At 65.0% G+C, this 13,241-nt stretch carries 15 protein-coding genes; 10 read left to right on the top strand and 5 right to left on the bottom strand.

Annotated features, from left to right (window positions below; genetic code table 11):
* Window position 1: 1 nt before the first annotated feature.
* From ABE528_RS20210 to ABE528_RS20255, 10 genes are read left to right on the top strand one after another with little or no spacing between them, the layout of a single operon-like run.
* A complete protein-coding gene (locus ABE528_RS20210; RefSeq protein WP_152955261.1) occupies window positions 2-544 on the top strand; it encodes a PilN domain-containing protein in 543 nt (180 codons plus the stop codon).
* Window positions 531-1,082, top strand: a complete 552-nt coding sequence (gene pilO, locus ABE528_RS20215) for a type 4a pilus biogenesis protein PilO (protein ID WP_346653902.1) — start codon at window positions 531-533, stop codon at window positions 1,080-1,082. Before ABE528_RS20210 ends, pilO begins: the two co-directional genes overlap by 14 nt.
* Window positions 1,082-1,591 (top strand): hypothetical protein, encoded by a 510-nt coding sequence (locus ABE528_RS20220; RefSeq protein ID WP_346653903.1) that lies wholly within the window; start codon window positions 1,082-1,084, stop codon window positions 1,589-1,591. The genes pilO and ABE528_RS20220 overlap by 1 nt, the downstream gene beginning before the upstream one ends.
* Window positions 1,588-3,468 (top strand): secretin N-terminal domain-containing protein, encoded by a 1,881-nt coding sequence (locus tag ABE528_RS20225; protein ID WP_152955255.1) that lies wholly within the window; start codon window positions 1,588-1,590, stop codon window positions 3,466-3,468. The genes ABE528_RS20220 and ABE528_RS20225 overlap by 4 nt, the downstream gene beginning before the upstream one ends.
* Entirely contained in the window at window positions 3,465-3,938 is a 474-nt protein-coding gene (locus tag ABE528_RS20230) for a type II secretion system protein (RefSeq protein WP_346653904.1), read from the top strand. Before ABE528_RS20225 ends, ABE528_RS20230 begins: the two co-directional genes overlap by 4 nt.
* 5 nt (window positions 3,939-3,943) lie before the next feature.
* Window positions 3,944-4,318: a type II secretion system protein gene (locus ABE528_RS20235; RefSeq protein WP_054885274.1), complete on the top strand. Its 375-nt coding sequence runs from the start codon at window positions 3,944-3,946 to the stop codon at window positions 4,316-4,318.
* Window positions 4,293-4,820, top strand: coding sequence for a type II secretion system protein (locus tag ABE528_RS20240; protein WP_346653905.1), 528 nt, complete (start codon window positions 4,293-4,295; stop codon window positions 4,818-4,820). Before ABE528_RS20235 ends, ABE528_RS20240 begins: the two co-directional genes overlap by 26 nt.
* On the top strand, window positions 4,817-5,218 hold the full coding sequence (gene csgE / locus ABE528_RS20245) for a curli production assembly/transport protein CsgE (protein WP_152955249.1): 402 nt from the start codon (window positions 4,817-4,819) through the stop codon (window positions 5,216-5,218). Before ABE528_RS20240 ends, csgE begins: the two co-directional genes overlap by 4 nt.
* Complete coding sequence (locus tag ABE528_RS20250) at window positions 5,215-5,628, top strand: curli assembly protein CsgF (RefSeq protein WP_152955247.1); 414 nt, start codon at window positions 5,215-5,217, stop codon at window positions 5,626-5,628. The genes csgE and ABE528_RS20250 overlap by 4 nt, the downstream gene beginning before the upstream one ends.
* 34 nt (window positions 5,629-5,662) lie before the next feature.
* Window positions 5,663-6,514 carry a CsgG/HfaB family protein gene (locus tag ABE528_RS20255; protein ID WP_346653906.1) on the top strand — a complete coding sequence of 284 codons (852 nt, stop codon included), beginning with the start codon at window positions 5,663-5,665 and terminating at the stop codon, window positions 6,512-6,514.
* 63 nt (window positions 6,515-6,577) lie between these two features.
* Here ABE528_RS20255 and alkB read toward each other — a convergent pair whose 3' ends face one another.
* The 5 genes from alkB to ABE528_RS20280 all read right to left on the bottom strand — a co-directional run bounded on the left by alkB (window position 6,578) and on the right by ABE528_RS20280 (window position 12,903).
* Window positions 6,578-7,222, bottom strand: coding sequence for a DNA oxidative demethylase AlkB (gene alkB, locus ABE528_RS20260; RefSeq protein WP_152955243.1), 645 nt, complete (start codon window positions 7,220-7,222; stop codon window positions 6,578-6,580).
* Between the two features lie 137 nt (window positions 7,223-7,359).
* Window positions 7,360-8,805 (bottom strand): curlin, encoded by a 1,446-nt coding sequence (locus ABE528_RS20265; RefSeq protein ID WP_346653907.1) that lies wholly within the window; start codon window positions 8,803-8,805, stop codon window positions 7,360-7,362.
* A gap of 16 nt (window positions 8,806-8,821) precedes the next feature.
* Complete coding sequence (locus ABE528_RS20270) at window positions 8,822-9,292, bottom strand: curlin (RefSeq protein WP_346653908.1); 471 nt, start codon at window positions 9,290-9,292, stop codon at window positions 8,822-8,824.
* 15 nt (window positions 9,293-9,307) lie between these two features.
* Window positions 9,308-11,542 carry an Ig-like domain-containing protein gene (locus ABE528_RS20275; protein ID WP_346653909.1) on the bottom strand — a complete coding sequence of 745 codons (2,235 nt, stop codon included), beginning with the start codon at window positions 11,540-11,542 and terminating at the stop codon, window positions 9,308-9,310.
* A gap of 32 nt (window positions 11,543-11,574) precedes the next feature.
* Entirely contained in the window at window positions 11,575-12,903 is a 1,329-nt protein-coding gene (locus tag ABE528_RS20280; protein WP_346653910.1) for a hypothetical protein, read from the bottom strand.
* Between the last annotated feature and the right edge of the window lie 338 nt (window positions 12,904-13,241).

Here is a 13,241-nt window from a genome sequence, read left to right on the forward strand (position 1 = left end):
CATGCGCCGCCTCGACCTGGAATTTCAGCCCCGTCGCAGCGGCCCGTTGGCCTGGTCGCTGCTGGCCCTGGGCGCAGTCGCAGTCGCCGGGCTGGTGCTGCTGCAACAGCAGCTGCAGGTCGAGCAGGCAGACCTGGAAGCCCAGGTGCACCGCCTGGAACTGCAACTGGGCCGCCGCCCGGCCCCGGTCGCCCCGCAGAACAGCGCCGCCAGCCGCGAGCAGGCCGAACGCCTGGCCCAGATGCGCAGCGTCTCGCAGCAACTGCAACGGCCCTGGCAACAGCTGTTCGCCATGCTCGAAGCGCAGCCGCAGGAAGACGTCGCGCTGCTTACCCTGACCCCGGATGCCCGCAAGGGCCAGGTGCGCATCACCGCCGAGGCCCGCAACCTGGAAGCCATGCTGCAGTACCACCAGCGCCTGGAGCAAAGCGCCGAGCTCAGCGATGTCTCGCTGCTCAACCACGAAGTGGTGGCCGGGCAGCCCGAGCACCCGGTGCGCTTCAACCTCACCGCCACCTGGGAGACCGGCCATGCGCGTCCCTAGCCTTATCCTCCACGAGCAACTGCGCCGCATCGGCCCGGTCGGCCTGGGCGCCGGCGCCGTCGCCGCACTTGCCGTCGGTATTGCGCTGGCCGGTGTAGTGCCCGAATGGCAAGCCGTGCGCGAACTGCGCGCCAGCCAAGCCGATGCCAGCGTGCAGGTCGAACGGGTCAAGCGCGGCGAGCTGAAGATCGCCGTCAAACCCGAGCAGCAGGCGCTGGACAGCCTGCGCCAGCAACTGCCCGGGCAGCCTGAAGCGAGCGAACTGATCGAGCGCCTGTATCACCTGGCCAGTGCCGAGCACATCAGCCTGGCGCGTGGCGAGTACGCCCTGGGTGTCGATCCCAAGACCCAGCTGTCGCGCTACCAGATCATCCTGCCGGTGCGCGGCAGCTACCCGCAGATCCGCGCCTTCCTGCGCGGCCTGATCGGCCAGCTGCCGACACTGGTGCTGGAAGACCTGGAGCTTAAACGCAAGACCGTCGGCGACACCGAACTCAACGGCCGGGTACGCCTGACCCTCTACCTGTCGAGGTCGTGATGAACACACAACGCGCAGTGATGTGGGTGGGGTTCCTCGGCGTGTCGGCAGCACTGGCATGGGCGCCGGGGCATTGGTTCAACCAGGACGAAGAGGCGGCGCCGATCGCCGGCAAGGCAGCCAACACCAATGCCCAGGCAAGCACCGACCCTGTGGCAGCCGGCTTGCCGGCGAAAGGGCCCGCACAGGCCTCCAGGGATCTGTTCCCAGCCCAGCAATGGGCCAAGCCACAAACCCTGGCCACCGTCACCGAACAACCTGTAGCCACCGCACCCGTGGTGACCGCAGCCCCGACCGCCCCAGCGCTGCCGTTCCAGTTCGTCGGTCGCATGGGCGACCGCGACGACCTGCAGATCTTCTTGCAGAGCGGAGAAAAGCTGTACGTCGTGCGCAAGGGCGACGTGATCGACAGTACCTATCGCCTCGACAGAGTCTCGGCCAATGAGCTGGACCTGGTTTACCTGCCTTTGCATCAGTCACAGACCTTGTCTGTAGGGAGCGCACCATGAAGTCGTCGAAACTGTGCAAGCCTGCTCCGTTCATGCTCCTGGCGCTGTGCGTGGCCATTGCCGGCTGCGGCTCCAGCGGGGTGCGCAAGGACAGCGCCGAGCTGATGAAGGAAGGCCAATACGAGGCCGGCATCGCCCGCCTGGAAGAAGCCCTGAGCGAAAACCCGCGCGACACCGAGCTGAACATCGCCCTGGCCCACGGGCGCCAGGCCGCAGTGGAAGCGCTGATCAGCCAGGCCGATGCCGACCGCATCCGCCACGACTTCACCAGCGCGCGCATGGGCTACAGCCGGGTGCTGACCATCGAGCCGAACAACCGCCGCGCCCAGGAAGGCATTCGCCATCTGGAGCTGATCCGCACCCTCGACGAGCGCGTGGCACTGGGCCAGGCCGCGCTGCGCCAGGGCGACCTGTTCGGCGCCGAACGCTACATGCGCGAAGTGCTGCGCCTGGACCCACAGAACCAGAAGGGCATTGCCCTGCGCACCGACATCGAGAACGTCCAGGCGCGTACCGCAACGCCGTACCCGCAGCTGCGCAGCAAGCTGGAGCGCCCGGTGACCCTGGAGTTCCGCGACGCGGGCCTGAAGACCATCTTCGAGGTGTTGTCGCAGGTCGCCGGCATCAACTTCATCTTCGACAAGGACCTGCGCCCGGACATGAAGGCCACCATCTTCGTGCGTGACGTGCGCATCGAGGATGCCGTGGCACTGCTACTGGAGCAGAACCAGCTGCGCCAGAAGATCGTCAACGACAACACCTTGCTGATCTACCCGGACTCGCCGCAGAAGACCAAGGACTACCAGGAACTGGTCATGCGCACCTTCTACCTGACCAGCATCGACGCCAACACCGCGCTGAACATGGTCAAGACCATGCTCAAGACCCGTGACGTGTTCGTCGACGAACGCCTCAACACCCTGACCATGCGCGACACCCCCGATGCCGTGCGCATGGCCGAGAAGCTGCTGCAGTCGCAGGACCAGTCCAACCCCGAAGTGGTGCTGGAAGTGGAGGTGATGGAAGTCGCCACCTCACGCATCCTCGACCTTGGCCTGCAATGGCCCAACACCTTCGGCGTGCTGACCGACGACGGCAACCCGGTCAGCGTGCTCGACCAGCTGCGCGGCATCAACTCCAGCCGCATCAGCATCTCGCCGGCACCGCAGGCCAAGATCAATGCCCAGGACAAGGACATCAACACCCTGGCCAGCCCGGTGATCCGCGTCAGCAACCGTGAGCAGGCGCGGATCCACATCGGCCAGCGGGTACCGATCATCAGTGCCACCTCGGTGCCGTCCACCCAAGGCCCGGTGATCACCGAAAGCGTTACCTACCTGGACGTGGGTCTTAAACTTGAAGTGCAGCCCACCGTGCACCTGAACAACGAAGTGGCAATCAAGATTGCCCTGGAAGTGAGTAACGCCACTCCGCTGGAGGCCACCCGCCAAGGCACCATCCCGGTCCAGGTCGACACCCGCAACGCACAGACCAGCCTGCGCCTGCACGATGGCGAAACCCAGGTGCTGGCCGGCCTGGTGCGCAACGACCACAACGCCAGCGGCAACAAGATCCCAGGCCTTGGCGACATCCCTGGCCTGGGGCGGTTGTTTGGCAGCAACAAGGACGACATGAGCAAGTCCGAGCTGGTGCTGGCGATCACCCCGCGGATCGTGCGCAACCTGCCGTACCAGAGCCCGTCGGACATGGAATTCGGTACCGGCACCGAGTCGAGCATGCAGGTGCGCCAGGCGGCGCCGCTGCCAGTGCGTGACGTGCCGGGCGACGTGCCGAGCGATAGCCGGGACAGCGCGCCGGTGGTCCAGAGCCAGGTGGCCACCGCCCCCGCCCCCGTCACCGTGAGCCCACGGCCATGAAACGCCGCCAGCAGGGGTTCAGCCTGATTGAGGTAGTGCTGACCCTGGCCCTGCTCGGGATGCTCGCGACCATGGCTGCCCCCCTGACCGAAACAGTGGTGCGCCGTGGCAAGGAGCAGCAACTGCGCGAGGCGCTGTACCAGATCCGCGATGCCATCGACGCCTACAAGCGCGCCTTCGACGCCGGCTTCATCGAGAAGCGCCTGGATGCCAGCGGCTACCCGCCGAACCTGCAGGTGCTGGTCGATGGCGTGCGCGATGTGCGCAGTGCCAAGGGTGCCAAGTTCTACTTCCTGCGGCGTATCCCTCACGACCCGCTGGTGGCGGCCAAGAACGAGGACGATGGCGGTTGGGGCCTGCGCGCCTACGCCAGCAGCCCGGACAACCCGCGTGAAGGCGAAGATGTGTTCGATGTGTATTCCAAGGCCCGCGGCAAAGGCCTCAACAACATCCCTTACGGGCAATGGTGACAGCCATGAAACGCAGCAAAGGCTTCACCCTGATCGAACTGCTGGTGGTGATGGCGATCATCGCCACGCTGATGACCATCGCCATGCCGCGCTACTTCAACAGCCTGGACAGCTCCCGCGAGGCCACCCTGCGCCAGAGCCTGGCGGTGCTGCGCGAAGCCCTGGACCATTACTACGGCGACACCGGGCATTACCCGGATTCGCTGGAGCAGCTGGTGGAGCAGCGCTACCTGCGCAATACCCCGGTCGACCCGATCACCGAGCGCAGCGACGCCTGGCAGCTGGTGCCACCGCCGGAAGGCGTGGCCGGCGGTGTCGCTGATATCAAGAGCGGTGCCACAGGGAGGGCGCGTGATGGCAGCCTGTTCGCGGAGTGGTAAGGCCAGCGCCGGCTTCACCTACCTGGGCGTGCTGCTGTTGATCGCGATCAGCAGCGTCGCACTGGCCGCTACCGGCACGGTGTGGTCAAGCGTTGCGCAGCGCGAGCACGAGCGCGAGCTGCTGTGGGTCGGTGGCCAGTATGCCCAGGCCCTGCGCAGCTACTATCGCGCCTCGCCGGGCCTGGCCCAGTACCCCAAGGAGCTGGTCGACCTGCTCGAAGACAACCGCTTCCCGGAGGCCAAGCGGCATATCCGCCGCCTGTATCCGGACCCGATCACCAACAGTGACGACTGGGGCCTGCTGCGCGCCATCGATGGCCGTATCACCGGTGTGCACAGCCGCTCCGATGCCACCCCGTTCAAGCGCAGTGGCTTCGAAACACAGTTCTCTGGTTTCGAAGGCCTGGAGCACTACAGCGACTGGCAGTTCGTCGCCGAGCAGGCCTTCAACGAAAGTGCCGGCGGCGCCCGTACCCATGCCGGCCCGGGAGACACGCCATGAAACGCCTGCACGCCCTGTGCCTGTGCCTGCTGCTGGCAGCCGGGGTGCCGGGTGCGGCCATGGCCGACGCCGAGGACGAGATGAAGGGTTTTATCGTCGACAACACCATCTCGCACATCGGCCACGACTTTTACTACTACTTCGCCGACCGCCTGCGCGCCACCAGCCGCCTGGACTTCAACCTGGTGGTGCGCGAACGCCCGGATGCCCGCTGGGGCAGCCTGGTGACCGTGGAGTTCGACCGTGATGTGCTGTACCGGCGCTTTTTGCCGCCGAACGTCACGCAATTAAAAGAAGAGGCCGTCGCGGCCGCCGACCTGGTCAAGCAGGAAGTCATTCAGCGCAAGCTGCAACGGCTGCTGCAGGACACCACTGATCTGGATAGGGATGAGCTATGAACACGTGCATACCCCGTTGCCTTGCGGCTGGCCTGCTGCTCAGTGCCTGCGCCGCCTCCGCCACCGAGCTGGTGTACACCCCGGTCAACCCGGCGTTTGGCGGCAACCCGCTCAACGGCACCTGGCTGCTGAACAACGCCCAGGCGCAGAACGACTTTGACGACCCGGACTTGAAGAACCGCACCTCTGCCTTTGGGGGCACTTCGGCGCTGGAGCGCTTCAGCAACCAGCTGGAGTCACGGATGCTGTCGCAGTTGCTGGACAACATCAGCAACGGCAAGACCGGCAGCATGGCCACCGACGCGTTCCTGATCGATGTCATTGATGACTCCGGTGCCCTGAGCATCAAGGTCACTGACCGCGCCACAGGAGAAACGTCGCTCATTGAGGTCAGTGGCCTGAACCCCTGAGAGGGACGGGTCGTTTAGCTGGGGAGAGAGCACCATGAAACGTCTGCTGAGCACTTTACTGATTGTCGCCACGCTTGCCGGTCTGCAAGGCTGCGGCCTGCGTGAGCCGATGCCGGCCGAACAGGACACGGAAACCCCGACCCTGACGCCGCGGGCCTCGACCTATTACGACCTGATCAACATGCCGCGCCCCAAAGGCCGCTTGATGGCCGTGGTATACGGCTTCCGCGACCAGACCGGGCAATACAAACCGACCCCGGCCAGCTCGTTCTCCACCAGCGTCACCCAGGGGGCGGCGAGCATGCTGATGGATGCCCTGAATGCCAGCGGCTGGTTCGTGGTGCTGGAGCGTGAAGGCCTGCAGAACCTGCTGACCGAACGCAAGATCATCCGTGCTTCGCAGAAAAAGCCCGACGTGCCCGAGAACATCATGAGCGAACTGCCACCGCTGCAGGCCGCCAACTTGATGCTCGAAGGCGGGATCATCGCCTACGACACCAACGTGCGCAGTGGCGGCGAGGGCGCCCGTTACCTGGGCGTCGACATCTCCCGCGAGTACCGGGTCGACCAGGTCACGGTGAACCTGCGTGCGGTGGACGTGCGCACCGGGCAGGTGCTGGCCAACGTCATGACCAGCAAGACCATCTACTCGATCGGCCGCAGTGCCGGGGTGTTCAAGTTCATCGAGTTCAAGAAGTTGCTCGAAGCGGAGGTTGGCTACACCACCAACGAACCGGCGCAGCTGTGCGTGCTGTCGGCGATCGAGGCGGCGGTGGGGCACCTGCTGGCCCAGGGTATCGAACGGCGGCTGTGGCAGGTGGCGGGGGAACCGGGGGAGGGCAAGGCAGAGGTGGACAAATTCCTTAGCCAGAACCAGCCCCAGTAAACAACCTGCACTGGCCTCTTCGCGGCGTCGAACCGCCGCGAAGAGGCCGGTCCTGCTTACCGGTCACCCCGCCTTGCGCAAGGTCAGATTGATTCGCCGCTCGCCCATCCGCGAATGCACCCCCGGCTTTATCGGCAACACCCCATGAAAGCGCAGCCGATCTTCGCCTCCCCACACCAGCACATCACCATGGCTCAACGGTATCCGCTGAGTCCTGTCCGAACGCTGCAACCCACCAAACAGGAACACCGCCGGCAACCCCAGTGAAATCGACACGATCGGCTGGCCGAAGTCCTGCTCGTCACGGTCCTGGTGCAGGCTCAGGCGGGTGCCGGGCAGGTAATGGTTGACCAGGCAGGCATCCGGCACGAAACCCTCGAAACCCGCCGCCGCCGCTGCGCGGCCTGCCAGTTCGAGCAGGACCTGGGGCAGGGCAGGCCAGGGTTGCCCGCTGACCGGGTCGGTGGCGCTGTAGCGATAGCCCTTGGCATCACTGACCCAACCCAGCGCCCCGCAATTGGTCAACGCCACCGCCATGTTCAGGCCGCCCGGTGTCTGCATGTGCCGGAACGGCGCGGCGCGCAGCACCGGGCGCAGGGCGTCGAGCAGCGGCTCAATGACGGCCAGGGCGAAGCCGGGCAGCAGCACGGTGTGGCTGGCCAGACGTTGTGGTTGGTGGCCGAACAGGTCGAGGTCGGACTGGATCATCGGGGCGGTGGCGTGGGTGAGTACAAGGCATTGTAAGCCCAACGCGGCCCAAGTCATCACTGATGTGCAAAGCAGGGAGATAAAAAGGAACCGCGACGCCAGGGAGAGGAGACGCCGCGGTTCAAGGGGGGAGCTGGTCAGTGTTGGGTCGCGGTGGCCGTGTTGCCGTTGCCCATCTGGCTGATGGTGGCGCTCTGGTAGGCGCCGCTCTGGTTGACGATGGCCGCGTTGTTATTGCCGCCCTGGGTCACGTAGGCGACGTTGGCGCTGTCAGCCTGCTTGATGGTTGCACTGTTGCCACTGCCGTACAGCTGAGTGGTGTAGCTCTGGTTGGCGTAGCCAGACTGGTCCAGGTTGATGCTGTTGCCACTGCCGGTAGACGAGCCGTAGGCGTAGTTGTCGGTGCCGCGCTGGTCGGCAATGAGGCTGTTGTCGCTCCCGTTCTGATCGAAGTACAGCTCGTTGTAGCTGTCGGCCTGTTTGGTCTGCATGGTGTTGCCGGTGCCTTTCTGGCTCAGCGTGGCCAGGTGGGCCTCGCCGTTCTGGGTCAGGTTGGCGCTGTTGTTGGTGCCGTTCTGGTTGATGTTGGCAGTCTGGTTCTTGCCGAACTGGCCACCCATCTTGTCGCCTTTCCAGTTGCTGGCCAGGACCTTGTTGCCGGTGCCCTTGCTGTTGACGGTCAGGCTCTGGTTGTCCCCAGTCTGGTAGGTGAAGCTGCTGTTGCTCTTGCCGCCTTGGGAGATGGTGGTGTTCGAGTTGTTGGTCTCGAACTGATCCGACCAGCTGGCGTTGGACTGGCCCTGTTGATACAGGTTGGCGACGTTGTCCTTGCCGAAGCTCTGGTCGATGTAGCCTTCGTTGGTCTGGCCGGTCTGGTTGACGGTGGCGCGGCTGCCGGTCTGGGTGTCCTGCCAGACTTCCACCGAGTGGCCGGTGCCGTACTGGTCGATGGCGATCGTGCCGCCGTTGCCGTCGCGCTGGTCACCGTAGGCGAAGTTCTGCTTGCCTTGCTGGTAGATCTGCACATAGCCGTCGTTATGCAGGATGTGCTCCGAGGCCGCGTAGTTGTCCTGGCCATCCTGGGTGATGTTGGCGCGGTTGTTGCTGCCACCGAACAGCTGCTCGACGAAGGCTTCGTTGCGCTGGCCGCTCTGGGTGGTGGTGGCCTGGCTGTTGGTCTGGGTGTCCTGCCACACGGTCGAGCGGTTTTCGCTGCCTTGCTGGTTTTGCTGCGACTGGTTGTTTTCGCCCACCGACTGGCTGGCGAAGGCATCGTTGTAGGAGCCGGAGGCCTGCTGGGTGATCTGGCTGCCATTTTCGAACAGCTGCTCGCCGTAGCCAGCGTTGTACGAACCACTGGCGCTCTGGGTGATGGTGCTGGTGCTGCTTTCCTGCACCGCCAGATGGTTGTGGCCCTTGCCGGTCTGGTTCTGGGTGGCTGCGGCGAACGGCGCAACCGTTTGCTGCACCTCGGCGATGTTCTGGTTACCGGTCTGCGACTGGTTCGAGGTGCTGTCGTCAGCCATGACCTGGCCGGCCAGGGCCAGGACGATAGCGGCGCTTAGGGGAGCGAGCTTGAACATGGTGGTGCCTCCAGGTCTATCGGTATTGGGTGATCTGAACACGCTGGCCATTGCCGGCTTGGGTCACTGAGCTGCTCAGGCCTGAGCCGGCCTGCTCGATACTGGCGCTGTTGTTGTTGCCGAGCTGCTCGATGCTGGCGCTGTTGCTGGTGCCGCTCTGGCGGATCGCAGCGCTGTTGCCATATCCCTGTTGGCTGATGCTGGCCATCAGGTCACTGCCTTCCTGCAGGATGTACGCCTCCTGCGCGCCCCCGGCCTGGACGATGCGGCCCAGCAGGGCCTGGCCGTTCTGGTCGAGGGCGGCGCGGTTGCCGTTGCCTTGCTGCTCGATCACCGCCGCCTGACCGGCACCGACCGGCAGTAGGCGGATGATCAGCGGTTCACCGAGGTCGTTGCCGGGCGCCAGGTCGGCGTTGTCCATCAGGTCATCGGCCCCGGCCTGGCCCGCCAGGGCCAGGCTCAGCAGCAGTGGATACAGGCACTTCATGGCGGTCTCCTGGCCTTACTGCACGGTTACGGCGACGGTACGGGTACTGCCTTGGCTACTCGTCACGGTGGCGGTCGGTGCGGCCGTCGGGACGATCGTGGTGCTGTTGCTTACCGTGAGGCGCCAGCGGCCGGTCACCGGTACCGCGACGCTGCCGAGGGTCTGCACGCCGGTAGTGGTGGTCACCCGGACGGTAACGGTATTGCCTGTGGTCACTGACGACGTCCCGCTGACATCCCAGTTGTAACGGTTGTTCGAGCGGGCCAGGACGGTGGCTGCGGTGACCGTGAAGGTCTCGCCGGCGGCAGGCCGTGGCTGCACGTTGACCGTGACGGTGGCCGGGGCGGAGACCGCGCCCAGGGCATCACGCGCCTGGTAGGTGAAGGTGGTGGTGAACGCCGTCGGGACGCTGGCCGGTGGGGTGTAGTTGACCGTGGTGCCGTCAGTGCTCACCGTGCCGCGACCGGCTGCCGGCTGGGAGAGGTTGACGACGGTCAGCGGCACGTTGCCTTCCGGGTCGGTGTCGTTGGTCAACACGTTGATGGTCAGCGGCGCGGCCAGGGTGGTCACGGTTTCCGGGTTGGCGGTCGGTGCCTGGTTGGGCGCGACGTTGACGGTCACGGTGGCCGGTTCCGACTTCAGGCCCTTGGCGTCCATTGCGCGGTAGGTGAAGGTGGCCACCACCGGCTGCGTGGCACCGGGCGGTGGGGTATAGGTCACCGCAGTGCTGCCGTTGAGCGCCACGCCACCCAGGCCGGTACCCGGTTGAGTGAGGTCAGTGATGCTCAGTGGCACGTTGCCGTCCGGGTCGCTGTCGTTGAGCAGCAGGTTCATCGTCAGCGGCACGCCGACGCTGGTGCTGCCGACATCGGCCTGGGCCAGCGGTGGCTGGTTGGCAGCCGACACCGGTGCGCTGCCGACGACGATCACCGGCTCCACATCCACGCCACCATGGCTCGACTTGATCGTGACGGTGGCCGGTGGCTGAGTCACGTCATTGACGGTGAGTGTTTGCAGGGTGCCGGACTTGGACAGGCGGCCGTAGCCCTGGGCGACCATGTCCGGGATCACCACCTCATCGCTGGAACGCGCCTCGATGGTCAGCCGCTTGTTGGCCCACTCGTAACGTGCGGTGCTGACTTTGACCACATCGGAAAGCTTGCTCGAAATGGCGGTCGGCTGGGTGTTGATGTCGCTGCTGCTGGCCGTCACCACCACCACCGGCGGCGGCGCCAGCTGGCTCAGTTGCTGGCTGAAGAACAGCCCGTTGTTGTCCGAAGTCATGCTGAACTGGCAGGGCGATGGCGGTGTACCGACCAGCGCCAGGCCGTTACGGAAGCAGACGCTGGCGTTGCTTGGCGCCTTGGCGAATACCTCCACCCGGGTGCCACTGCCATTGCGCGAGTAGGTCGCCCGTTCCAGTGATGCCGGTAGCTGCGGACGTTGGTCGAGCACCTTGCCAGAGACGGTGAACAGGCTGGTTTCGATGCGCCCGGGCGGGCCGTCGATGCGGATGAAGTTGGTGTTGAACGGGCTGCCCTTGATCGCTTCCGGCCGGTTGGGGTCGCCGATGAAAGTGTCGGTGGTGCCGGTCTCCGGGTTGACTGCGGTATAGGGTGCGCCGAAGCCCTGGATGAACGGGCCGATTGCACCATTGAGCGCACCGGTGAAGTTGCCCGGGGCGCCGATGCCGATGTCACGGGTGATGTTGATCGCCCGGCGGCCGGGTGTGGTGACGTTGACCGTCTCCACGCCGTAGGGGTGGGTGATGGTGTAGGTACCGGCAGTGGGCACCGAGACGCGCAGACGGATGCGGGCAAAGCTCTGCTGGTCGCCGTCGACCGGGTTGCCACCCGCGAATGCCGCTTCTATGCCCGCCACATAGGCGTCGAGCTCATAGCCGCTGTTGCCAACGGCAGGAATACTGGTTTCCGCCAGGAACCAGAACATCTCTGAAGGCCAGTTGTCAGGGAACACCAAGGGCAGCGTGTCGTCGAAGACGCCCGGCTCTGGCAGCAGGGTACACATGTAGGCCGGTGCACCGGGGGCGCCAGCGACCAGGGTGCTGACGGCGTGCGAGCGGCACAGTTCCAGTGACAGGCCGTTGGTGTCCTTGTACCACAACGGGAAACCACCGGTGGCGAAGGTGTAGGGGCCCGGGTCGACATCGGACAGGGCAGCCCAGGCCGCACTGCTGAGGGTGAGGGAGAAACCGGCGGCCAACAGCGCACGGCGTTGCCAAGTGTTCATGCTACCTCCTTGAAGGCGGAGCCTTTGTCTGTTCATGGCACCAGCACCACGTCTTCGATGTCGCTGCCGCCGTTGGCACTGGAGACCTGCACCTTGGCCGGCGGAACGGGTGACAAGTTGGCGGTCAGGCTTTTCTGCGCGCCGTCGCCTGTGAAGTTGCCAATGAAGGTGCCGTTGCCGGTGCGGGCAGTCATTGCCGGCGGGCTGGTTTCGTCACTGCTGGTGGCGATCAAGGTCAGGGTGGCGTTGGCCAGGCTGTATTCGGCTTTGGTGATGGTGACCAGGTCGGTGAGCGGCATGTCGGCGGTGGTCACGCTGCTGGTGGGGATGGCCACGCTGTTGTCGGCGCTGACCAGCATGCTGGTTGGCAGTGCCGGGTTCAGCGCCGACTGGGCATACCAGGTACCCGTGCCATTGGCTTCGGTCAGTGGCAGGTTAGGGGTCTGGCTGGTCAGGGTGGCGCTGCCGGGCGGTGGCGGGGCCAGCACGAACACGTCCTGTTGGGCGCGCAGGTCGCCGTTCTCGGTGTGCCGCGAGTAGGTACTGCGCAATGGGATCAACGGGGTGGGCCGTACGACTTCGGAAAGCTTGCCGGAAACGGCGAACAGGTCGGTCCGCAGGTCGATGCCGTTAGGGCCTTCGATGCGCACGAAGTTGGTGTTGAACGGGCTGCCGGTGACGCGCTCGTTGAGGTTGGGGTCGCCGATGAATTTCTCGCTGCCTTCGGTGTAGGGGCCGTTGACGCTACGCAGGAACGGCCCGATATCGCCCTTCAAGGCACCGGTATAGGTGCCAGCGGAGCCGATGCCGATGTCGCGGGTCATGTTGATCGCCCGGCGCCCGGCGGCGGGTACATCGAACACTTCGACGCCGTAGGGGTGGGTGACCACGTAGGTGCCGGCCACGGGAACGTCGACCCGGATCCGCACACGGGCGAAGCTGATCTGGTCGTTTTCTGCCGGGTCGCCGCCACCGAACGCTGCTTCGAGTGCGCTCACGTAGATCAGGTTGACCCCCCGGGCGGCGTCGTTGATGGCAGCGTCGGCGGTGAACCAGAAGGATTCATCCGGCCAGTTGGTCGGGAAGACCAACGGCTTGGTGTCATCGAAGATGCCGGGGGCAGGCAACAGGGTGCACATGTACGACGGTGCGCCGGGGGCGCCGGCGACGCGTGAACTCACGGCCTTGGACAGGCACAGGTCGAGGGTTCGGCCATGGGTGTCCTGGTACCAGGCGGCGTAGTGGCCATTGGCGGGGGTATAGGGCCCAGTGTCGACGGCATACAGCGCTGCCTGCGCCGGGAGCTGGAACAGGCCGGCGACGATCGCCACTGCCAGCGTGTTGGGTATCGGTCGGAGCATGAGTCGGTTCCTCCTGCTAACGGGCCCATGGACTTGGGGCGTCTGGGAGGACTAGGGCAACTGCCGTGCCAATTTTTTCACATTGGGCTGCAGGCCTTGTGCGGTCTGGGTTGCAGTGGTGATGGCGGATGGTTTCGGCAGGTTTTTTGGTGGGCGGTGTTCCCCAGTATTGGGGTTAGCAGTGGGTTGGGCGTGCATGCCTTGGCAGGTGTGGCGCTCGATCTCACGAGGGTGTCAGAAATTTTGTGTTCGGGCATAACATGAGTAAGAGGTGCATGTATGCCAACCAAAAAGAAACCCTTGCGTGACCTGCCCAAAATCCCCAAAGAGCTGCTGGA

Origin of the sequence: Pseudomonas sp. TWI628 (genome assembly GCF_039673865.1) — a bacterium.
Lineage (GTDB): Bacteria > Pseudomonadota > Gammaproteobacteria > Pseudomonadales > Pseudomonadaceae > Aquipseudomonas.